Raw genomic sequence first — 23,378 nt, 5'->3', positions numbered from 1 at the left:
TGGCGTTGCCGGGTAAGCGGATAGCGCATCTATCGTCCCATGGTTGGCTGAGAAGCTGTGTACAACAGTAGCGCGGGCTAGGGCGTGTCCCGTAACGGTGCGCGGTGACGACGCTCACGGCCCGTTACGGGACATGTCCCGAGCGTAAATATACATGGTGTTAGCGCATAAGACGACGCTATTCGGCTTTTTGCTTGTGTGTTGTCGCATTTAATGCTTATTTTATGGGAGGCATGCCCGCGCAGGCTAATGGGATCCTATCGTCATTGAGAGAATCATGAGTAAAGATACGTTTTATACTGATATGGCTCGCGATCTGAGCGCGCTTTGCAGCGGTGAGTTCAACGCGGTTGCCACGCTGTCTAACGTGAGCGCCTTGCTGTATGAGCGCCTGCCTGCGGTGAACTGGGCCGGTTTTTATTTTCTGGATGGGCAGACGCTGGTGCTGGGGCCGTTCCAGGGCAAGCTGGCCTGCGTACGCATTCCCGTGGGAAAAGGGGTCTGCGGTACGGCGTGCGCCACGGGGCAGATACAGCGCGTTGGGGATGTGCACCGTTTCGATGGCCACATCGCCTGTGACGCCGAGAGCAATGCGGAGATCGTGCTGCCGCTGGTGGTCGGAGGACGGACGATCGGGGTGCTGGATATCGATAGCACACAGTTTGAGCGCTTCGACGAGGACGATGAAAAAGGCCTGAAAAGCGTAGTGGACGCGCTCTGCCAGCACTTGGAGCACTGCGACTGGGCAAAATTTGTGACTTTTGCTTAAGGTTGTGGTGCTGATGGCATGGCATTTGGCGGTAGCCTCATTATAATGTCGCCTGTTCATGCCATCGCTGGTTGGCAAACCCGTTGTAATCAGGAAATTTCATGGAAAATCAACCAAAGTTGAACAGTAGTAAAGAAGTCATCGCCTTTTTGGCCCAACGTTTCCCTCAGTGCTTCAGCACCGAGGGTGAAGCCCGCCCGTTAAAGATCGGCATCTTTCAGGATCTGGTTGCGCGGATGCAGGGGGAAGAAAACGGCCTGAGCAAGACTCAGCTACGTTCAGCACTCCGCCTTTACACATCCAGCTGGCGCTACCTGCACGGGGTAAAACTGGGTGCAGAGCGTGTCGATCTGGATGGCAACGCCTGCGGCGTGCTGGACGAGCAGCACGTAGAGCATGCCCGTCAGCAGCTGGAAGAGGCCAAGGCCCGGGTCCAGGCACAGCGTGACGCCCGCAGGCGCGAAGCCGCCGAAAACGGCGAAAAGCGCGAGCCGCGCCGTCCGCGTCCGGCGGGTAAAAAGCCCACCGTGCGCCGTGACGCTGAGCAGGGCAGTAAAGAAGTGCGTAAACCGCGTGCCGCCAAGGCTACGCAGGAGCGCAAACCGCGCGCCAAGAGCGAGACCACGGAACAGCGCAGCACCCCGGTGACCTCGCTGGAACAGCTGCATCTGGGGCAAACCGTGAAGGTCAGCGCCGGTAAGCATGCCATGGAGGCATCCGTACTCGAGATCACCAAAGACGGTGTACGTGTCCAGCTGTCTAACGGTCTGGCAATGATTGTACGCACAGAACACTTGCAGTTCTGATACGGAGGCCAACCCAGGCATGAACAATTTTTTCCGGGTATCGGCAATCGCCCTGTCGCTGTTTGCAGGTACCGTTTTTGCAGCGGATGACGCCGTCAGCGGCGCCGTTCAGCTGCCCCAGTTGCATCAGGAACCTCAGCATGCAACGGTCAGTGAACGTGTTACCGCACGTTTCACCCGCTCCCATTACCGCCAGTTTGACCTCAACGCAGACTTCTCGAAGAAAATCTTCAACCGCTACCTGAACATGCTGGACTATAACCACAACGTGTTTCTGGCATCGGATATCGCCCGCTTCCGCGATCGCGAAAGCAAGCTGGGCGATGAGCTGCGCAGCGGTCAGCTGGATACGGCCTATGCGCTGTTCAACCTGTCTCAGCAGCGCCGCCTGGAGCGTTATGAGTATGCCCTGACGCTGCTGAAAAAGCCGATGAACTTTGACGGCAGCGACACCATCGACGTCGATCGCAGCAAGGCGCCGTGGCCGACCAGCGTCGCCGAGCTGGACAAGCTCTGGTACGCCAAGGTGAAGTATGACGCGCTGAACCTGAAGCTGGCCGGTAAGGACTGGCCGGAGATCCAGAAGATCCTGACCAAACGCTATCAGTTCGCCATTAAGCGACTGACCCAGGGCAACAGCGAGGATGTCTTCCAGCTGTTTATGAATGCGTTTGCCCGTGAGATCGATCCCCATACCAGCTATCTGTCGCCGCGCAATACCGAGCAGTTCAATACGGACATGAGTCTGTCGCTGGAGGGCATCGGCGCGGTGCTGCAGCAGACAGAGGATGACTATACCCAGATTAACTCTCTGGTGGCCGGCGGTCCGGCGGCCAAGAGCAAGGTGCTGAAGGTGGGCGATCGCATCGTGGCGGTCGCCCAGCCGGGCAAACCGATGGTCGATGTGATCGGCTGGCGTCTGGATGACGTGGTCGCCCTGATCAAAGGGCCGAAGGGCAGCAAGGTGCGCCTGGAGATCCTGCCGGCGGGGAAAGGCACCAAAACCCGTATCGTCACCCTGACCCGCGAACGCATCCGCCTGGAAGATCGCGCCGTGAAGATGAGTGTCAAAACGGTGGACGGTCATAAAATCGGCGTGCTGGATATTCCCGGCTTCTACGTCGGCCTGACGGAGGACGTCAAGGTTCAGCTGCAGAAGCTGGAGAAACAGCACGTGAGCGCCATCGTTATCGATCTGCGCGGCAACGGGGGCGGCGCCCTGACGGAGGCCGTGTCTCTGTCGGGTCTGTTTATCCCCAGCGGGCCGGTGGTGCAGGTGCGCGATAACGTCGGCAAGGTGCGTGAGGACGACGATACCGACGGCGTCGTCTACTACAAAGGGCCGCTGGTGGTGCTGGTCGATCGCTTCAGCGCCTCGGCCTCCGAGATTTTCGCCGCCGCAATGCAGGACTACGATCGCGCCCTGATCGTGGGTGAGCCCACCTTCGGAAAAGGGACGGTACAGCAGTACCGGTCAGTGAACCGCATTTACGATCAGATGCTGCGTCCAGAGTGGCCGGATCTGGGGTCAGTGCAGTACACCATCCAGAAGTTTTACCGCATCAACGGTGGCAGCACCCAGCGGAAAGGGGTGACGCCGGACATCGTGATGCCGACCGGCGTCGATCCGGCGGACACCGGCGAGAGCTTTGAGGATAACGCGTTGCCGTGGGATAGCATCAACGCCGCCGCCTATAATAAGGCCGGCGATGTACAGCGCTTTGATCCGCAGCTGATTGTGCTGCACGATGCGCGTATCGCTAAAGATCCCGAGTTCCAGTACATCGAACAGGATATCGCGCACTACAAGGCGCTGAAGGCGCGTCGTAACATTGTCTCTCTGAACTACGCACAGCGTGAAAAGGAGAACAAGGACGACGACGCTATTCGCCTGCAGCGGATCAACGCCCGGCTGAAGCTGGAGGGCAAGAAGCCGATCGCCTCGCTGGATGATATTCCTAAGGATTATCAGGAACCGGATCCCTACCTGAATGAGACGGTGAAAATCGCCGAAGACCTGGCCCTGCTGGAGCAGAAAAGCGCACAGCAGGCTCAGGAGTAGGGGTAAGCCGGGCTGAAAGGTCTGATGGAAAAAGGCGCGCCGCAGGTCGCGCCTTTTTTTGTCTTGCGATCGACCGTCGCTTTCGCCAAATCAACGGAAGGCTGGCGGCAATATATTGAAAGCTATTTCTTTGAGGGCGTAGTTCTGCGTAAGACAGCTTTTTTCTGATCGATATATCATCATATGGAATTCAGCGCCGCTGATTTTTCACGGCCAGATTTCTTGATATCGTTCGCGAAATAAACACGGTATTGCCGATAACAATCCCTTAGGATGTCGCTTCCAAAATGTGCAGAATAAGCCTCATCACGTCATGATACGTTTATAAGGACATGTCGACTCTGCGAGCGTAGCGCATGCAAATGTCCGGCTTTATACAGAGCGCCGGTTTTGCGAGCCTCCCAGCTGATACGCCAGGGCCACTATCAGCGACTGCACCAGGCACAGCGTGGCGGATTGGGAGCGAAACGCATCCACCTGCGCCTCTTTCACCACAAAACAGAGATCGCTAAAGGTTGCGAGCGGACTAATCTGGCTGTCCGTAATGACTATCTGTTGAGCGCCCACGCTGGCGGCGGTCTCGCTGACTAACACGGTTTCTTCTGCATAGGGGGAGAAGCTAATGGATACCACAATATCGCGTGACTTGATGCGATTGATCTGCTCGCGCAGCATCCCGCCCATGCCGTCGAGCAGGATCGGACGACAGTCGAGGTGGCTCAGCGCGTAGGTTAAATAGGCGGCAACGCTGAATGAACGGCGTAATCCGACGATGTAGATGGTGTCGGCCTCTGCCAGCAGCGCCACTGCTCGCTGTAGCATCTCCGGCTCGGCGCGGGCGGCTAAATGCTGCAGCGCCTGGGCGTTGGAGCGGGCAAACTCCTGCAGGATATCCAGCGGCGTTTCCGGTACGGCCTCGCTCTCCATTTCACGGAACATCCGCGCGCGGTCGCTGTAGCTGGCGGTCTCCTCCATCAGGTTCATTCGAAACAGCTGTTTCATTTCATTGAATCCTGTGAAATCAAAGGCATTGGCGAAGCGGATAAGCGTTGACGGCGGCACCCCGGCGCGTTCAGCGATGACGGCAACCGTATCGAAGGCCACGCTGTTGGTATTGTCCAGCACATAGTGGGATACCTGCTGCAGTCTTTTACTTAGGCTATCGTAGCGGTCGCGGATCTGTTGCTGTAGCTCATTCAGGCTGGATGCTGTCGTCATTTTACCCCCATAGCGTAGTTCTCTGATTCTAAACGCTACAGCGTATTTTTTAAATATTGCTCATCCAGAACAGATCAAAATGAAACAGTGACTTCAGTCGTGATTCGCCCAAAATCGCCTCTTCATGGGGATGCGCTCATGTGACTGATGACGACATTACTCACATTGCGGTGTGTTAATCAGCGGGGAGCAGGTCAGTATGGCTTTTCCTGCCATTGCGGGCCCATACGCCGCCAAACCAGGGGGACTCTCCATGTCGGTAGGAGGCGGTGATCGTCGTTTTTCCTTTCAGTTGTGAATTTCCCCTGCCTGTATTGTGCGCCGGTGAGCCTGTTCCCGGGCATGACGGCAGTGGGCGTTATATATATTAATATTGAATGACAGTTTTAGAACCTATCCCATTAGGCTCTTATTCCTCTTTGCTCATTGTAATGATATTGCACCTTGGCAGGGCATTGTTTTGGCTGTTTGCATTAAAGTTGCCAGATTATCTGGTTTGTATCCACACGGGCATTAATATTTTTGCTGTATTCCATTTAAAATGGAGGTATCTATGTTTTCAAAGGGGATAAAATTATGACGTTAGAGAAAACACCACGTAACGTGATGATCTGGCTTGATTTAATCATGCACTCTTTATCTTTGAAATTTTTTGCTTCATTTATTAGATTAGGTTTCTTTTTTCTGTTTGCTAATAATGTCATAGCGTGTAATTAAAGCCATCATTCAAATAATTTACATATGCTATACGGTGTTTGTATTTGAATTATTAATTAAATTATTTATGTGGCGTTTATTGCATAGCGATGCCAAATGAAATGTGTGAAAAATACAATACGATATCTTATATAGTTGAGGACGTTATGTCAGTGCAAAAAATAAATTATAACTGGGGAGTCACAACGCATATCCAGTTTGATCCTGCAACCGATCGGCTGGATTTCGGCTGGATGCAGAGCAGTGAGTTCTCTATCAGTGAATCTGATGGCTCGGTGGTCATTTCGATTAGTGGCAACGAGCAATACTATATATTGGACGGCGTATCGCTGGCGGATATGCAGATCTCCGGGATCTCTGCGCTGGACGACTCTGCTGTGGCGGTGTGGTCGGAGGCCATTACCAACGCCGGTGGCAGCAGCGAACCCGCCGCATCTGTTGCCCCGGTGGTCGCGCCTCCCATGTCAGACGTCGCTGTTGTTCCGGCGGCTCCGGCTGCAGATAGTGTCCCGGCACCGATCACCGAGCCAGAGGCAGTACCGGCTCCGCAGCCTGAGAGCGCAGAGAGCGGTGGTCCTGCCCCGGCGGTCAGCGGTGAAAGCACGGTCACCCAGATCGCCTACAATTGGGGCGCCACCACGCACCTTCAGTTTAATCCGGCAACGGATCGCCTGGATTTTGGCTGGATGCAGGGCAGCGAGTTCTCCATCAGCGAGGAGAACGGCTCTGTTGTCATTGCCATCAATGGCAATCAGCAATCCTATATTCTGGATGGCGTCTCCCTGGCCGACATGGACATGTCAGACATTTCTGCCCTGGACAGCTCGGCGATCAGCGCATGGTCTGCGGCCATCTTCAACGCCGGTGGCAGCAGCGAACCCGCCGCACCGGTTGCTCCGGTGGTCGCGCCTCCCGTGGCAGATATCGCTGCTGTTCCGGCTGCAGATAGTGTCCCGGCACCGGTCACCGTGCCAGAGGCCGTACCGGCTCCGCAGCCTGAGAGCGTAGGGAGCAGTGATCCTGCCCCGGCGGTCAGCGGCGAAAGCACGGTAATCCAGATTGCCTACAATTGGGGCTCCACCACGCACCTTCAGTTTAACCCGGCAACGGATCGTCTGGATTTTGGCTGGATGCAGGGCGGCGAGTTTTCCATCAGCGAGGAGAACGGCTCTGTTGTCATTGCCATTGATGGTAATCAGCAATCCTATATTCTGGATGGCGTCTCCCTGGCCGACATGGACATGTCAGACATTTCTGCCCTGGACAGCTCGGCGATCAGCGCATGGTCTGCGGCCATCTTCAACGCCGGTGGCAACGGGGAGATCATCCCGGTATCGTCCGCCCCGGCGGGGAGCTCGTCAGGCAGCCCGGCCTCAACGGTGCCCAGCGATTATACCGTGATGCCCCGTGATGGCAGTTCTTATGAGTTTACCCCTTACGTGGACATGACGGCCTGGCCGACCCCGGATCTGCTCGCCATCAGCCAGCAGTCCGGTGCCAGCGAATTTACCCTGGCCTTTATGGTGTCTGATGGCGTGGGTGGTCTGTCATGGGGCGGGGTGGTGCCGGTGGCAACCGAGACCGACTTTGCCGGTGGCATTGCCGCCTTCAGAAAGGCCGGTGGCCGGGTGACCCTCTCCTTCGGTGGCGCCAACGGCACTGAGGCTGCGATAGGGGCTTCCAGCGCCGAAGAGCTGGCAGCGCTTTATCAGAGTGCCATCGATAAGTATCAGGTGGACTCCATCGATTTTGACATCGAGGGGGCAGCCCTGAATGACAAAAAATCCGTCGATATGCGCAATCAGGCGATTGCCATTCTGGGGGCCAACAACCCGAATCTGGAAGTCTCCTATACGCTGCCGGTGTTGCCGGATGGGCTGACTCTGGATGGGATGAATCTGCTGCAGAGCGCCGTTGATAACCATGCCCGTATTGATATTGTCAACGTAATGGCCATGGATTACGGCGGCGCCTACGACCGCCTGCATAACAACCGCCCGGATATGGGGGATGCGGCCATTTCTGCGGCCAATGCCACCCTGTCACAGATGCGCAGTGTGGGTCTGGTGGACAGCGCCAACGGCACTGAGGCTGCGATAGGGGCTTCCAGCGCCGAAGAGCTGGCAGCGCTTTATCAGAGTGCCATCGATAAGTATCAGGTGGACTCCATCGATTTTGACATCGAGGGGGCAGCCCTGAATGACAAAAAATCCGTCGATATGCGCAATCAGGCGATTGCCATTCTGGGGGCCAACAACCCGAATCTGGAAGTCTCCTATACGCTGCCGGTGTTGCCGGATGGGCTGACTCTGGATGGGCTGAATCTGCTGCAGAGCGCCGTTGATAACCATGCCCGTATTGATATTGTCAACGTAATGGCCATGGATTACGGCGGCGCCTACGACCGCCTGCATAACAACCGCCCGGATATGGGGGATGCGGCCATTTCTGCGGCCAATGCCACCCTGTCACAGATGCGCAGTGTGGGTCTGGTGGACAGCAAGGTCGGCATCACGCCGATGATCGGTGTCAACGATGTCAATGTGGAGATCTTCAATCTGGAGGACGCCACCGAGCTGGTGGCCTATGCCGAAGGTAATCCGGATGTCGGTCGCCTGTCCATGTGGTCCATCGGGCGGGATAACGGTAGCGGCGCTGGTCAGCAATGGGCCAGCAGTTCGGCCAGCGGCCTGCAGCAGGGCAGCTATGATTTTGCCAGACTCCTCGGCGGCAGCGGGGCGGATGCCATGGTGCCCGTCAGCACCCCAGATCAGGGAGCGGTAAGTCCGGACAGCAGCGTGACGGCCCTGGAGAGCGCTCTGGTGGCTCCGGTAGAGCCGGCGGTGGATGCGGCAGCCCCGGGCACGGCGCCCAGCGATTATACCGTGATGCAGGAGATGACCATTCTGGAGAGTAATAACCCGATGCTGGATGTCTCCTATACGCTGCCGGTGTTGCCGGCGGGGCTGAATCTGGATGGGGGGAATCTGCTGCAGAGCGCCGTTGATAGCCATGCCCGTATTGATATTGTCAACATAATGGCTATGGATTACGGCGGCGCCTATGACAGCCTGCATAACAATAGTCCGGATATGGAGGATACGGCTATTTCTGCAGCTAACTCTACGCTGTCTCAGATGCATGATATCGGTATGGACGGCAGCGGCACTACGCCGATGATCGGTGTGAATGATGACAGCAATGAAATCTTCACGCTGGCCGATGCGGCGGAGCTGGCGGACTACGCCGACTCCAATGCAGATATCGGGCGGTCCATCGGGCAGGATAACGGCACTGCATCCGATCAGTCATGGGCAACTAGTTTGGCCCGCGGACTGGAGCAGAGTGATCATGATTTTGCCAAGGCATTTGCAGGTTAATCATTATCTTTAGGCAGGAGTTATTTCCGCCTTTTTTTCACTAACGCCGCTTCGGCGGCGTTACACATAATTTCGATTAAGAATTAATAATGAGAGAAAAAATAAATGATAATTCCAGGGAATATGTTCCTGGTGAGGAAATGGTTGCTCTATGTACAGTGTCACAGTTTTATAATATTGCCTCCGATCCGGTATTTCTGATAAGGGAACTGGGGCTGGAAGCGCAGGGAGTCGTGCCCGGCGATATTGTCCGGGCGGCAGTAATGATAAAAATGAAAGCCCGGGTGATAACGGGGGTGACGCTCAAAAGGATCAGAAAAATCCCGCTGCCATCATTAATTCAGCTTAAAAATAGATGTTGGTATATTCTTACAGACAGAAATGAAAATGGGGTTTTCAGGCTTTTTGATCCGGTCCGACGTAAAGTTTTTGACGAGCATGAAGATTCTGTGCTGGCCCAGTTGGGGGAACATGTGGTGCTGGTTCAGCGACACATGATGGGAGCAGGCCGCGATCCCCGCGGCTTTTCTATCCGCTGGTTTTTGCCGACTATTAAGCGCTATAAAAATCCGCTGACGCACGTTATTGTCGCATCCTTCTTTATTCAGATGTTTGCCCTGCTCGGCCCGCTTTTTTTCCAGATTATTATCGATAAGGTTTTGGTGCATAAAAGTTATGAAACGCTGGTTGTCATCGCAATTGGGATGCTGGTCGTGGGGGTGTTTGATGTCATATTACGCTATTTGCGGACATATGTATTAGCCCATACGGCTAACAGGATTGACGTGGAGTTGGGGCGCCGACTCTTTCATCACCTGTTTTCCCTGCCGATGAGCTATCTGGAGTCACGCAGTGCCGGGAGCACCGTTGCGCGTATCCGTGAGCTGGAGAATATCCGTAATTTTTTTACCGGACAGGCGCTCTTTTCTGCTATCGATTTATTTTTCATCTTTATTTTTATTGGTGTTTTATTTTTTTACTCCTGGACGCTGGCGATGATCACCGTGGTCAGTATTCCGGTGTATGTCCTCATCTCTGCGATTTTGCGCCCGTCGATCAAAAAACGGATTGACGATAAGTTCTATGCCAATGCGGCAAGCCAGAAGTTTTTGGTCGAGGCTGTGGTCGGGGCTCAGACAATCAAGGCCTCGGCGGTGGAGCCGATGTTCCGCAAACAGTGGGAGGAGCGCCTGGCACACTATGTTCACACCTCGTTTGAGGCCTCCCAGCTTACCTCCATCGGGCAGAATTCAATCTTGCTTATCAATAAAATATTTTCAATATTTATTTTGGCATTTGGGGCCGCCGCTGTCATTGGTGGAGAGTTAACGGTAGGGGAGTTGATCGCATTCAATATGATCTCCGGGCAGGTTGTGCAGCCGATTCTGAGAATATCGCAACTCTGGCAGGATTTTCAGCAGACGCAGGTTTCTGTTGAGCGGCTTGGCGATATCATTAATAACCAACCGGAGTTTATTCAAACGCAACAGGGTAAACTTCCTCCCTTACAGGGTCATATCCGGATGGAGAGTGTCTGTTTTTCCTATCGGAAAAGTGATCATTATGTCATTCGGGATATCGATCTGGAGATCAAGGCCGGAGAAGTGGTTGGTATTGTCGGTGCATCCGGCTCGGGGAAATCAACGCTGACCAAGCTGATCCAGCGGTTGTATATGCCGGTGGAGGGGAAGATATTCATTGATGGGATTGAAATGAATAATGTCGATCCTTCCTGGCTGCGCCGTAATATTGGGGTGGTGCTACAGGAAAATGTTCTGTTTAATCGCACAATCCATGAGAACATTGCCTTTGCCAATCCGGGAATGTCACGGGCGGATGTTATCCGGGTTGCAAAATTGGCTGGAGCCGATGAGTTTATCTCTACGCTGCCCCAGGGCTATGATTCGATCATTGAGGAGCGGGGCGGAAATCTTTCGGGGGGCAGCGCCAGCGTGTTGCGATTGCCCGGGCCCTGGCCACCAATCCATCCGTGCTTATTTTTGATGAGGCAACCAGTGCCCTTGATTATGAAAGTGAAAATATCATCAGAGAAAACATGAAATATATTGTGGAGGGGCGTACGGTCATTATTATTGCACACCGCTTATCGACGGTGCGTCAATGTGACAGGATTATTAGCATGGCGCGGGGAAGAATTGTCGAACAGGGGCCTCATGCTGCATTAATGACCGCCAAAGGTATTTATTTCCACTTATGGTCATTGCAAAACAGCCAGTATGGCGTTGATGATGCGTCCATTGTCGGGGAAGCGTAACGTGAAATTATTAAACTGGAGAAATAAGAATTTTACGGATGACATGGCCTTTTTGCCTTCAGTTATTGAGGTGATAGAATCTCCGCCCTCACCGATCAGGGTCCAGTTGTTATATACGCTGTGTCTATTTACGGTTCTGGCGTTTGTCTGGTCGTTCTTTGGTCGCATCGATGTCATAGCCACGGCGCCGGGGAAAGTTCAGCCGCAGGGATACGTTAAGGTGATTGAATCGGAGGTGACCGGAAAGGTTTCCCAGATCCTGCTGAAAAATGGGGATCGCGTCAGTGAGGGAGAGACGGTAGCCCTGTTGGAGGCCGCCGATAGCCAGGCGAAATACAACGATACCCTCTATAATTTTTCCTCCTTTTATGCAGAGTTATGGCGCAGAAAAACCCAGGACAGGCTAGCCCGGGATTTGTCGGTGGAGGCTCGGGCGCTAACGGATTTTACCGTCGAATGGCCGGCACAGCCGGCCCTGCCGGAGGAAATTAAACTCCGTGAAACCAGTACCATGCATGGAGAGCTGACGCAGTTAAATACGGACTTACAGAATATACGTGCGCAGTTGGCGCAAAATAAAACCCGTGAACAGGGCATGAAGGCAACCATTGCGAGCCAAAAAAGCCTGATTGAGACACTTAATGAGCGCCTGCAGATCCGGCGGACCCTGGTGGAAAAACAGGTGGTCGCCAAGGATGACTGGTTACAGATATTGACGGATGTCAAAGAGGCCAAAAGTACATTGCAGTCTACGCTGGCTCAGTTGCACGATATTCAGGCCGCCCGGGACGTTCTGCATATCGCATTGCTGAAAATTCGCCATGATTTTATCTCTGAAAACCTGAAAAATATTGGGCAGCTTGAGCAGCAAAGCAACAGTCTGCGGGAGCAGCTGAACCAGCGGGAGGCGCAGCTGGCGCTGATGACATTCAAAAGCCCGATCAACGGAACGATTGTGGCATCCAGCCTGGTGTCACAGGGGCAGGTGATGACACCGGGTGAAGAGCTCATGCGTGTTGTGCCGGACAACAGCCGACTGGAAATCATTGCCTATGTCCCCAATCAGGATATTGGCTTTATTCGGCCGGGACAGCATGTCGATGTAAAAATCAATGCGTTTCCCTACACCCGCTATGGCACATTGAATGGCGTGGTACAGCATATTTCCCAAGATGCCATCCCGGCAGCAGATGCACAGCAGGTGCAAATGGATCCCACCCGTCTTGGCAGTAACACCAAAACGGGTGGCGGGCAAAGTACTCAGGGATTGGTGTTTCCCCTGACGGTTGCGCTGGAGCAGGATCATATTCTGGTCGATAACCAACAGATCAGTCTGGTGTCTGGAATGGGGGTGAGCGTCGAGATTAAAACGGATCGCCGGCGTCTGATTGATTATCTGGTATCGCCGATTTATGACCTGACTTCCAGTTCATTGCGGGAGCGCTGATGGCCGGGGGCGGGGCTCCGTTGAATTCGTAGTTGATCCCCACACTGTACTCCAGCGCGTTATCATTAAAGGCAGCGTCGGCTTTGGCCGTCAGCCGATGGGGAAAGCGATGCCCCATCCCGACGGAGACAGCGTGTTGATCCTTATAGCATCCCCGTGCGGCGCTGGCATTAAATCCGCCGACAGTGTCGGGCTGAAACAGCCCGGCCAGTCCAGCATCCTTGGCGGCAATCTGTCGCATCTTATGGCGGTTATTGTCTATCTGGTGCTGTATGGCACCCAGATGATGGGGTACCGGCCTCCGGTAAGTTTCGGCGCCCGAGATCAGCTAAAGCCGAAAGGTCAAAAAACAGCCTCCGCGTACAATAACTTTTGATATCCAAACTGTCCCCAATAACGCGGCTGGTCAGCGTGATTCATGTCGTTAACATAAAAACACATCCTTGATCACAACAATCAATTTTTGTTTTGTTTTCCGCTAAAATGAAATGTTTATTTTATGTACGGTGTCCGGGTCACAGCCACATATCAATAGTGAGAGGTGCAGGATGGAGACGGTAGCGAATTTTATTCATGGCGAGAGCGTCACTGGTTCAGGCCAGCGCGTGCAGGCGATCTTTAACCCGGCCACAGGGGAACAGATCCGCCAAGTGGCGATGAGTACGGCGCAGGAAACAGAACAGGCCATTGCCGCCGCCGCACGGGCATTCCCTGCCTGGGCTCGCCAGTCGCCGCTAAAGCGCGCGCGGGTGATGTTTCGCTTTAAAGCGCTGCTTGAGCAGTGCATGGATACGCTGGCCCGGCTGATCAGCGAAGAGCATGGCAAGGTGTACTCAGATGCGGTGGGGGAGCTGACTCGCGGTCTTGAAGTGGTCGAGTTCGCCTGTGGGATAGCGCACCTGCAAAAAGGGGAACACTCTGCCAACGTGGGCACCGGCGTCGACAGCCACTCGCTGATGCAGCCGCTGGGCGTTTGCGCTGGGATCACGCCGTTTAACTTCCCGGCAATGGTGCCGATGTGGATGTTCCCCATTGCGCTGGCGACCGGCAACACCTTTGTGCTTAAACCGTCAGAAAAAGCCCCTTCGCTGGCGCTAGCGCTGGCGAAACTGCTGCAGGAGGCCGGGTTGCCGGACGGTGCGTTCAACGTCGTGCAGGGCGATAAGGCGTCCGTTGATCTCCTGCTGGCGGATCCGCGCATTCAGGCCGTGAGCTTTGTCGGCTCGACGCCGGTGGCTGAATATATTTATCAGACCGCATCTGCGCACGGCAAACGCTGTCAGGCGCTGGGCGGGGCCAAAAACCACTGCATCCTGATGCCGGATGCGGATATGGAGATGGCGGCCAGCGCGATCATGGGCGCCGCGTACGGTGCGGCGGGTGAACGCTGCATGGCGCTCTCCGTGGTGCTGGCGGTGGGAGATAGAGTGGCCGATGAGTTATGCGCGCGGCTGGCGAGCCAGATTGCCGCGCTGCGGATCGGCCCGGGGCTCGACCAAACGCCGGAAAATGAGATGGGGCCGCTGATCTCCGCCGCCCATCGCAGCAAGGTGCTGGGCTATATCGACAGCGGCGTAGTGCAGGGTGCGACGCTGCGCGCCGATGGCCGCCGCTTTCACACTCAAGGGTATGAGCAGGGGTATTTCGTCGGCCCTACGCTATTCGATAATGTGACCGCCGACATGGACATCTACCGGGAAGAGATTTTTGGCCCGGTGCTTTGCGTGGTGCGCGTTGCCGATTACGGCAGCGCGGTGGAACTGATTAACCGTCATGAATACGGTAACGGTGCGGCTATCTTCACCCGTGACGGCGGCTGCGCGCGCCGCTTCTGCGATGAGGTTCAGGCGGGGATGGTTGGCGTCAACGTTCCGATCCCGGTTCCCATGGCGTTTCACAGCTTCGGCGGCTGGAAGCGCTCTATTTTTGGCCCGCTCAACGTTCACGGTAATGACGGTGTACGCTTCTATACCCGGATGAAGACCGTTACCGCCCGCTGGCCTGAGATGCAACAGGATACCGGCGCCGCGTTTTCCATGCCGACGCTGGGCTGACAGGAGGGGGCATGAAAACCGAACGTATGACCATGGCGCAGGCGCTGATCAAATTTCTGAATCAGCAATATGTCTGTGTCGATGGGCTGGAGACGCCCTTTGTGGAAGGCATTGCGACAATTTTCGGCCACGGTAACGTGCTCGGTATCGGGCAGGCGCTGGAGCAGGAAGTGGGTCACTTGAAGGTCATGCAGGGCTGCAACGAGCAGGGAATGGCACACATGGCGACCGGGTTCGCAAAGCAGCACCGCCGCCTGCGTATTTTTGCTGTTACCACGTCGATCGGCCCGGGAGCGGCCAACATGGTGACGGCGGCGGCCACCGCCACGGCGAACCGCATTCCGCTGCTGCTGCTGCCGGGGGATATTTACGCCAGCCGCCAGCCGGACCCGGTGCTACAGCAAATCGAGCAGTTCCACGATCTGAGCATCAGCACTAACGACTGCTTTCGTCCGGTCTCCCGCTACTGGGATCGGATCAACCGCCCGGAGCAACTGATGAGCGCGATGCTGAATGCCATGCGTACGCTCACCGACCCGGCGGCCACTGGCGCGGTGACGATTTGTCTGCCGCAGGACGTACAGGGCGAAGCCTGGGATTACCCACAAAGCTTCTTCGCCCGCCGCATGCATTACATTGAACGTCGCCCGCCGGACATTCAGCGTCTGGCGATAGCGCAGGCACTGATTGCCCGCAAGCGCAGGCCGCTGGTGGTGTGCGGTGGCGGGGTTCGCTACTCGGGCGCTCACGATACGTTTCGCGAGTTTGTCGAGACGCTGCAGCTGCCGTTTGCCGAAACGCAGGCTGGAAAAGGCGCACTGGCAAGTGATCATCCCCTGAACCTCGGTGGTATTGGCGTTACCGGCGGGCTGGCGGCGAATCAGCTGGCGTCGCAGTCGGATCTGGTGATCGGCGTCGGTACACGCCTGACCGATTTCACCACCGGTTCGAAGGCGCTGTTTTCCCATCCTGACGTCGACTTCCTGCTGATCAACGTCGCGGAGTTCGACGCACTCAAGCTCGACGCCACGGCGCTGGTGGCCGATGCCCGTACAGGGCTTTCGGCGCTGACGGCAACGCTTACCGATTACCGAAGTCAGTGGGGCGATGCGGTTTGCCGGGCGATGGCGGCCTGGCGCAGCGAATGCCGCCGCCTGTGGGCGCGGACATGGTCGCCCGATGATACGCCTGAAATCGCCGGGCATCTTGATGCGCAGCTGGGTGAATATGGCGAGACGCTCAACACCCGTCTGACCCAGACGCGGGTGCTGGGGCTTATCAACCAGCATATTGAAGAGGACGCCATCGTAGTCGGTGCGGCGGGCTCTTTGCCGGGGGATCTGCAGCGGCTGTGGCAGGTGAAGACGCCCGACAGCTACCATCTGGAGTATGGCTACTCCTGCATGGGCTATGAGATTGCCGCCGCCATTGGCGCTAAGCTCGCCATGCCGCAGCAGCCGGTCTATGCCATGGTGGGCGACGGCTCGTACATGATGCTGCACTCTGAGCTGCAAACGGCAGTGCAGGAGGGAATTAAGATTACCGTGCTGCTATTTGATAACGCCGGGTTTGGCTGTATCAACAACCTGCAGATGGGGCACGGCATAAGCAGCTTTGGTACAGAGAGCCGTCGGCGTAATCCACAAACCGGGCGGTTGGACGGTCCGCTGGTGAAGGTGGATTTCGCGCAGAACGCCGAAAGCTACGGCTGCCGTGCGTGGCGGGTACACGATGAGTCAAGTCTGCTGGCGGCGCTGACGGAGTCCCAGCAGCATCCTGGGCCGACGCTTATCGATATCAAGGTATTGCCGAAGACCATGACGCACGACTATGCCGCCTGGTGGCGAACCGGCGATGCACAGGTTGCAACATCGCCCGCGGTACGTGACGCGGCGGAGCAGACGCAGGCGCGGGTGAAAAGCGCTCGTCAGTATTGAGTTTGCCAGCGTGGCGAAATTTTTATTCCATTTTCTCTTTTCCTCATCGCCCACTCGTCAAAAGGGAGTAGGTGCAGGCGGCAGTTGCTGCCGCATCCTCTCTTTTACCGACTGACGCATGCAAAATGTTGTGATTTTGATAGCATAATTTGTCGTGTTCATTGAAAAAATGTTAACTTTAGCGCAAAAACATAATTTTCACTTTTTATTAAAATAAAATAAATGTTTTATTTGTGGTGCGTTAGTTCACCGTATTCACCCACACCAGGAGCCGCTATGTTTAACATCGCTTTACTGGGCGCTGGCCGTATAGGTCAGGTACACGCAGCTAACATCGCCATCCACCAAGAGACGACGCTATGGTCCGTCGTCGATCCCAACCATGAATTTGCCACGCGTCTGGCCACGCAGTATCAGGCCCGCCAGCAGGGCCTCGATGAGGCGATGACCGACCCCAACGTACACGCGGTGCTGATCGCCTCTGCAACCGACACCCACGCGGATCTGATTGCGCTGGCCGCCCGCCACGGCAAAGCCATCTTCTGCGAAAAGCCGGTCCATCTGGATCTGGCGCGGGTGCGTGACTGTCTGAAGGTGGTCAGGAAGTACGACGTTCCTCTGTTTATCGGTTTTAACCGTCGTTTCGATCCGCAGTTCCGCCGCGTGAAAAGCGATGTGCTGGCCGGGCGTATCGGTACGCCGGAGTCGCTGGTGATTATTTCCCGCGACCCATCGCCGCCGCCGGCGGAATATGTGCGGGTGTCCGGTGGTATGTTCCGCGACATGACCATCCACGATTTTGATATGGCACGCTTTATCATGGGCGAAGAGCCGGTATCGGTGTACGCCCAGGGCAGCAATCTGGTTGATCCGGCCATTGGCGCCGCGGGCGATATCGATACCGCTTTTATCGTGCTTAAGTATGCCTCCGGTGCGATGGCGACCATCGTTAACAGTCGCCGCTCGGCCTATGGCTACGATCAGCGCCTTGAGCTGCACGGCTCCGAAGGGCTGCTCTGCGTGGGTAATATTCTGGAAAACCAGGTGCAGCACTATGGTCCAAACGGCGCTACCCATGCGCTGCCCGAGCACTTTTTCCTGCAGCGTTACCGAGCTGCCTATGCCGCGGAATGGGAGCACTTTGTCGCTGTTCTGCACGGCGAGGCGGTGCCTGAATGCAGCGGCGATGACGGTGAACAGGCGCTGTATCTGGCAGATAAAGCACTGGAGTCACTGCTCAGCCAGCGAGAGATCTCCCTCTACGAAGCGTGATAACGTCCCTTACATAGAGAGGCATAACAATGAAAAAACTGATCTTTGCCGTCCTCATCGCCGTGACATCCGGAGCGGCCCAGGCCGAGAACGAGCAGATTGTTTTCAGTACGCCAAACCTGGCGATGCCGTTTGAAGTTCACATGCAGCGCACGGCGGTCAAAGCCGCCAAAGAGATGGGGGTGAAGCTGCAGGTACTGGACGGACAGGGCAGCTCGCCAAAGCAGGTGGCGGATCTTGAAAACGCCATTACCCGCGGTGCACAGGGGTTTATCGTGTCGCCCAATGACGTTAACGCCGTTTCCGGCGCGGTTGATGAGATTCAGGCCGCCCGGCTGCCGGTGGTGACCCTCGACCGCTCTGTCGACAGTCAGAATAAGGTGCCGCACTTCGGTGCGAACAACTACAAAGGCGGCCAGGCCATCGGCGACTTTGTGAAGGCCCAGTTCCCCAACGGCGCGGACATTATTCTGCTGACCGGGCAGCCTGGGTCGTCGTCTAACATCGAACGCAGCAAGGGGATCCGCGACAGCCTGACGACGGGGGGCGATAAGTACAGGATCGTCGCCGATCAGACCGGTAACTGGATGCGTTCTGAAGGGATGCGCATTGTCGAGAGCGTCCTGCCGTTTCTGGACAAGCGTCCGCAGGTGATCCTTTCTGCCAACGATGATATGGCGCTGGGCGCGATTGAGGCGCTGCAAAGCCAGGGGCTCAAGCCGGGGGATGTGCTGGTGACGGGATTTGACGCCGTGCCGGAGGCCCTGGCGCGGGTGCGCGACGGCTGGATGGCGGTGACGGCCGATCAGCGCCCGGGCTATGCGGTACAGACGGCAATGGGCCAGCTGGTGGCCAGCGTGCGTGAGAAGCAGGCGATCGTTGGCGCAGACTATCCTCCGACGCTGATCACCCGTGAAAACCTGCAGCAGGCCGAGCGGATTAACGAGGCCGGTAACTGATTTGTCCTGGGCCGCCGTCGCGGCGGCCCACTATGAAGAAGGAGCAGGCCGATGTCGCAACCTTTACTCAACGTTACCCATCTGGCGAAAAGCTTCTCCGGCGTCTGGGCGCTGAGCAGCGCGCAGCTGACCGTTGGCACGGGTGAGATCCACGCGCTGCTGGGGGAGAATGGCGCGGGAAAATCCACGCTGCTGAAGGCGCTGGCCGGGGCGCAGCCGCAGACGAGCGGCGAAATCTGGTTTAACGGCGCAGAGCTTCCGGTGGATGAGTCTCCGGTCGAGCGGCAGAATAGGGGCATTATTACCATCTATCAGGAATTTAACCTGCTGCCCAATATGACCGTCGCGGAAAACATGTTCCTCGGCCGCGAGCCGCGTAAGCGTAATTTGATCGTCGATGAAAAGGCGGTAAACCAGGAGGCGCAGGTAATCTTGAGCTACCTGCAGCTCAACGTTGCGCCGACGACGCCGGTGGCACGCCTGAGCGTGGCACAGCAGCAAATGGTGGAGATCGCCCGCGCGCTGACGCTGAATGCCAAACTGATCATTATGGATGAACCGTCCGCGGCGCTGAGCGACAGCGAAGTAGAAAGCCTGCATCGGGTGGTGCGGGAGCTCAGAGACCGAGGGGTGAGCATTATTTATGTCACTCACCGCCTGCACGAGGTGTTTCAGCTCTGCGACAACTTTACCGTGTTTCAAGACGGCCACTTTACCGGCACCGGCGCGGTGGCGGGCACCACCGTAGAGCAGCTGATCCGCCTGATGGTCGGGCGTGACGTGGCGTTCAACCGTCGTCCATCCTATGAAACCCACCATGAAGATAACCCCGTTCGCCTGGCGGTGAAAGGGCTGTGCCGTGAAAAGCCGCCGCTGGATCCGCACGGTATTGCGCTGCATGACATCAGTTTCCACGTTCACGCAGGCGAGGTGCTGGGCATTGCCGGGCTGGTCGGTGCCGGGCGTACCGAGGTGGCCCGCTGTTTGTTCGGCGCCGGCGGTTTCACCTCTGGCCAGTTTGAGATCGATGGCGTGGCCTATCAGCCGCGCAGCCCGCGGCATGCCCTTGCCCAGGGGATGGCGCTGGTGCCGGAGGATCGCAAAAAAGAGGGGGCGATGCTGGGTCTGTCTATTCGCGACAATCTGTCGCTTTCCTGCCTCTCCTCGCTGCTGCGCTGGCGCTATTTTGTGAACACCCGTAAAGAGGATGCGCTGATCGCCACTTATCGTCAGGCGCTGCAAATCAAAATGGTGAGCAGCGATCAGGCGGTACGCAAGCTCTCCGGCGGCAACCAGCAGAAGGTCATTCTCGCGCGCTGTATGGCGCTCAACCCTCGGGTGCTTATCGTGGATGAGCCGACCCGTGGCATCGATGTCGGCACCAAGTCAGAAGTGCATCAGGTGCTGTTTGATATGGCAAAGCAAGGGGTGGCGGTGATCGTGATTTCGTCCGATCTGCCAGAGGTGATGGCGGTGTCCGATCGCATTATTACCCTCAGCGAAGGCCGGGTAACGGGCGAAATTCACGGCGATGACGCCACCGAAGAGCGCCTGATGACGATGATGGCCATCAATCACAACGCCCTGAACGCGGCATAACGGAGTTTCCCATGACGCAGATGATTTCCAAAACGCCGACGCCGGTAACGCGCACGGGACGTTTCGATCCCATCGCCTTCTTCGAGCGCTTCGGGGTGCTGATTTTTATGATCCTGCTGCTGATTTTCTTTCAGTCGCAGAACGGCAATTTTTTCTCTGAGCGCAATATCGTCAATATTCTGACCGAGGTATCCATCTACGGGATCATGGCGGTGGGCATGACGTTTGTCATCCTGACCGCAGGCATAGACCTGTCCGTCGGCTCCATTTTAGCGGTCTGCGCCATGACCGCGGCTTACGTTATCAAGGGTGACAATTTCACCACCGTTGATGTCAGCGCCTGGGGTGGCATGAGCTGGCTGATTGGACTGGGGATCTGCCTGTCGATGGGCACGGCTATTGGCTTTCTGCATGGCCTTGGCGTGACCCGCCTGCGCCTGCCGCCGTTTATCGTCACCCTTGGTGGGATGACTATCTGGCGCGGGCTGACGCTGGTGATTAATGACGGTGCGCCGATCGCCGGTTTTGATCCCGGCTACCGCTGGTGGGGGCGCGGCGAATTGCTCGGTATCTCTATTCCTATCTGGATCTTCGCGCTGGTGGCCATTGGCGGCTATCTGGCGCTGCATAAAACGCGCTGGGGCCGCTTTGTGTACGCTATCGGCGGTAACCCGGAGGCCGCGCGCCTGGCCGGGGTCAACGTCAAACGCGTGCTGGTGAGTGTCTATGTGCTGATCGGCTGCCTGGCAGGGCTGGCGGGTTTTATCCTCAGCGCGCGTCTGGGGAGCGCCGAGGCGGTCGCCGGGATCTCGTTTGAGCTGCGCGTGATTGCCTCGGTGGTGATCGGCGGGACGTCACTGATGGGCGGCTATGGACGTATCGGTGGCACCATTATCGGTTCGATCATTATGGGCATCCTGATTAACGGTCTGGTGCTGATGAATGTGTCCGCCTACTCGCCGCGAGACTACCTGACTCACTGGCTCAGTCAGTGGGTGCGTGAATACGGCATCGATGGCTTTCGCATCGACACGGCAAAGCACGTAGAGCCGGCGGCCTGGCAACAGCTGAAGCAGCAGGCCAGCGCGGCCTTGGCCGAATGGAAGCGGGCTAATCCGCAGCAGGCGTTGGACGATGCACCCTTCTGGATGACCGGCGAGGCCTGGGGGCACGGCGTGATGCGCAGCGCCTATTATCGCCACGGCTTCGATGCGATGATCAATTTTGACTATCAGGAGCAGGCGGCACAGGCGCAGGGCTGCCTGGCCGATATCGATCCGCTGTGGCAGCAGATGGCGGCGCAGCTGCAGGATTTTAACGTGCTGAGCTATCTGTCGTCCCATGATACCCGTTTGTTCCGCAGCGACGGCAGCGGCGCCGCTGCGCTGCTGCTGCTGGCGCCGGGCGCGGTGCAGATTTTCTACGGCGATGAGTCGGGGCGTCCGCCCGGGCCAACGGGATCCGATCCGCTGCAGGGCACTCGTTCGGATATGAATTGGCAGGATATCCGCGGCCCGGCGGCGGCACAGGTCGCGCACTGGCAGCGCCTGGGGCAGTTCCGCGCCCGCCATCCCGCTATCGGCAAGGGAGAGCAGACGACCGTCGCGATGCCACAGGGCTACGGCTTTATCCGCAATGACGGGCGGGATCGGGTGATGGTGGTCTGGGCCGGTCAGCCGGAGTCGCGCCGGCCGCGCCAGCTGTTACAAAAATTCTGAGGCGCGGCTCCGGCAACCATTTGATTTTTGCCGGAGCGGAGTGAAAAGTAGCCGCTATGCGCAGCATAAATGTAAAGTTTTGTTTCTTTACCCGGTTATCGCACCACAGCCCTTGAAACCGGCGCAGATGGCCTTACCATCTGATCATCGCATGGTGCGATATGTTTGAGAGGATTGACGACGATATGATGCGTATTGCTTTGTTCCTGTTGACCAACCTGGCCGTGATGCTGGTGTTCGGCCTGGTGCTGAGCCTGACAGGCATTCGGTCCAGCAGCGTGCAGGGACTGATGATCATGGCGCTGCTGTTCGGTTTTGGCGGATCCATTGTTTCGCTGCTGATGTCCAAGTGGATGGCGCTGCGCTCCGTTGGCGGCGAGGTGATTGAGCAGCCGCGCAATGAAACCGAACGCTGGCTGGTCGAGACGGTACGCCGTCAGGCCCAGCAGGCCGGTATCGGCATGCCGCAGGTTGCCATCTATCACGCACCGGATATCAATGCGTTCGCCACCGGCGCCCGGCGCGACGCCTCGCTGGTCGCAGTGAGCACCGGTCTGCTGCAGAGTATGAGTCGCGATGAGGCCGAGGCGGTGCTGGCGCATGAGATCAGCCACGTCGCCAACGGTGACATGGTGACGATGACGCTGGTGCAGGGTGTGGTGAACACCTTCGTGATCTTTATCTCCCGCCTGATTGCCCAGGTGGCGGCGGGTTTCCTCTCTGGCAATCGCGATGAGGGCGAGGGCGAGAGCAGCGGTAACCCGATGATCTACTTTGCCGTTTCCATGGTGTTGGAGCTGGTGTTTGGCATCCTGGCCAGCATCATTACCATGTGGTTCTCGCGCTACCGCGAGTTCCGCGCCGATGCCGGGTCGGCCGGCCTGGTTGGCCGAGAGAAGATGATCGCCGCCCTGCAGCGCCTGAAGACCAGCTATGAGCCGCAGGAGGCCGGCAGCATGATGGCCTTCTGTATCAACGGTCGCGGTAATCGTACCTTTGGCGAGCTGTTCCTGTCACACCCGCCGCTGGATAAGCGCATCGAGGCGCTGCGTAGCGGTCAGTATCTGAAGTCATGACCGATCGCGCGCCGCGCGCGACGGTATGAGGTAAGGTAAAAATACCGCTCACCATCAGGTGGGCGGTATTTTTTTGCGGATGGGGCTGG

General features: G+C 56.8%; 17 protein-coding genes and 2 pseudogenes. 17 read left to right on the top strand and 2 right to left on the bottom strand.

Features of this window, described 5'->3' with window-relative positions; genetic code table 11:
• The first annotated feature begins 277 nt into the window (after positions 1-277).
• From QY76_RS11845 to QY76_RS18975, 4 genes are all read left to right on the top strand, one after another.
• Positions 278-769 (top strand): GAF domain-containing protein, encoded by a 492-nt coding sequence (locus QY76_RS11845; RefSeq protein WP_034165865.1) that lies wholly within the window; start codon positions 278-280, stop codon positions 767-769.
• Between the two features lie 101 nt (positions 770-870).
• Entirely contained in the window at positions 871-1,575 is a 705-nt protein-coding gene (proQ, locus tag QY76_RS11840; RefSeq protein WP_034165866.1) for an RNA chaperone ProQ, read from the top strand.
• Between the two features lie 19 nt (positions 1,576-1,594).
• A complete protein-coding gene (prc, locus tag QY76_RS11835; RefSeq protein ID WP_034165867.1) occupies positions 1,595-3,637 on the top strand; it encodes a carboxy terminal-processing peptidase in 2,043 nt (680 codons plus the stop codon).
• Between the two features lie 24 nt (positions 3,638-3,661).
• A complete protein-coding gene (locus QY76_RS18975) occupies positions 3,662-3,805 on the top strand; it encodes a hypothetical protein (protein ID WP_156119379.1) in 144 nt (47 codons plus the stop codon).
• A 204-nt stretch (positions 3,806-4,009) separates the two neighbouring features.
• On the opposite strand, the gene QY76_RS11830 is transcribed toward QY76_RS18975, so the two are convergent.
• Positions 4,010-4,855: a MurR/RpiR family transcriptional regulator gene (locus tag QY76_RS11830; RefSeq protein WP_034165868.1), complete on the bottom strand. Its 846-nt coding sequence runs from the start codon at positions 4,853-4,855 to the stop codon at positions 4,010-4,012.
• A gap of 869 nt (positions 4,856-5,724) precedes the next feature.
• Between QY76_RS11830 and QY76_RS17425 the strand changes: the two genes are divergently transcribed.
• The 4 genes from QY76_RS17425 to QY76_RS11815 all read left to right on the top strand — a co-directional run bounded on the left by QY76_RS17425 (position 5,725) and on the right by QY76_RS11815 (position 12,674).
• Positions 5,725-8,952, top strand: coding sequence for a glycosyl hydrolase family 18 protein (locus tag QY76_RS17425; RefSeq protein WP_158409692.1), 3,228 nt, complete (start codon positions 5,725-5,727; stop codon positions 8,950-8,952).
• 89 nt (positions 8,953-9,041) lie between these two features.
• The gene (locus QY76_RS11820) at positions 9,042-11,012 is read left to right on the top strand and encodes an ABC transporter transmembrane domain-containing protein (RefSeq protein ID WP_235439389.1); all 1,971 of its coding nucleotides are present in this window, start codon (positions 9,042-9,044) and stop codon (positions 11,010-11,012) included.
• A complete protein-coding gene (locus QY76_RS19340) occupies positions 11,009-11,227 on the top strand; it encodes a hypothetical protein (protein ID WP_235439388.1) in 219 nt (72 codons plus the stop codon). The genes QY76_RS11820 and QY76_RS19340 overlap by 4 nt, the downstream gene beginning before the upstream one ends.
• 1 nt (position 11,228) lies before the next feature.
• A complete protein-coding gene (locus tag QY76_RS11815) occupies positions 11,229-12,674 on the top strand; it encodes an HlyD family type I secretion periplasmic adaptor subunit (RefSeq protein ID WP_158409691.1) in 1,446 nt (481 codons plus the stop codon).
• Here the strand turns inward: QY76_RS11815 and QY76_RS18010 are convergent.
• The gene (locus tag QY76_RS18010; RefSeq protein ID WP_235439488.1) at positions 12,592-12,876 is read right to left on the bottom strand and encodes a YadA C-terminal domain-containing protein; all 285 of its coding nucleotides are present in this window, start codon (positions 12,874-12,876) and stop codon (positions 12,592-12,594) included. The two genes, QY76_RS11815 and QY76_RS18010, sit on opposite strands and share 83 nt — an antisense overlap.
• Here QY76_RS18010 and QY76_RS19335 point away from each other — a divergent pair.
• The 9 genes and pseudogenes from QY76_RS19335 to htpX all read left to right on the top strand — a co-directional run bounded on the left by QY76_RS19335 (position 12,784) and on the right by htpX (position 23,289).
• A complete protein-coding gene (locus QY76_RS19335) occupies positions 12,784-13,050 on the top strand; it encodes a hypothetical protein (protein WP_045428296.1) in 267 nt (88 codons plus the stop codon). The genes QY76_RS18010 and QY76_RS19335 overlap by 93 nt on opposite strands.
• Before the next feature lie 172 nt (positions 13,051-13,222).
• Complete coding sequence (locus QY76_RS11805) at positions 13,223-14,728, top strand: CoA-acylating methylmalonate-semialdehyde dehydrogenase (RefSeq protein WP_045428299.1); 1,506 nt, start codon at positions 13,223-13,225, stop codon at positions 14,726-14,728.
• A gap of 11 nt (positions 14,729-14,739) precedes the next feature.
• Positions 14,740-16,665, top strand: a complete 1,926-nt coding sequence (gene iolD, locus QY76_RS11800) for a 3D-(3,5/4)-trihydroxycyclohexane-1,2-dione acylhydrolase (decyclizing) (protein ID WP_034163494.1) — start codon at positions 14,740-14,742, stop codon at positions 16,663-16,665.
• Positions 16,666-16,941: 276 nt separating this feature from the next.
• A complete protein-coding gene (gene iolG, locus QY76_RS11795) occupies positions 16,942-17,937 on the top strand; it encodes an inositol 2-dehydrogenase (RefSeq protein ID WP_045428302.1) in 996 nt (331 codons plus the stop codon).
• Positions 17,938-17,966: 29 nt separating this feature from the next.
• Entirely contained in the window at positions 17,967-18,896 is a 930-nt protein-coding gene (locus QY76_RS11790; protein WP_045428305.1) for a substrate-binding domain-containing protein, read from the top strand.
• Between the two features lie 51 nt (positions 18,897-18,947).
• Positions 18,948-20,495, top strand: a complete 1,548-nt coding sequence (locus QY76_RS11785; protein ID WP_045428308.1) for a sugar ABC transporter ATP-binding protein — start codon at positions 18,948-18,950, stop codon at positions 20,493-20,495.
• 11 nt (positions 20,496-20,506) lie between these two features.
• A pseudogene (locus tag QY76_RS19075) lies at positions 20,507-21,451 on the top strand (ABC transporter permease); the annotation flags it as partial.
• Positions 21,440-22,213 (top strand): annotated as a pseudogene (locus tag QY76_RS19070) (alpha-amylase family glycosyl hydrolase); the annotation flags it as partial. The pseudogenes QY76_RS19075 and QY76_RS19070, both read left to right, overlap by 12 nt.
• Positions 22,214-22,398: 185 nt before the next feature.
• Positions 22,399-23,289, top strand: a complete 891-nt coding sequence (htpX, locus tag QY76_RS11775) for a protease HtpX (protein ID WP_045428324.1) — start codon at positions 22,399-22,401, stop codon at positions 23,287-23,289.
• Positions 23,290-23,378 lie beyond the last annotated feature (89 nt).

The organism is Edwardsiella sp. EA181011 (genome assembly GCF_000800725.1).
GTDB lineage: Bacteria > Pseudomonadota > Gammaproteobacteria > Enterobacterales > Enterobacteriaceae > Edwardsiella > Edwardsiella anguillarum.
This window is presented reverse-complemented; position numbering and strand designations above follow the sequence as displayed.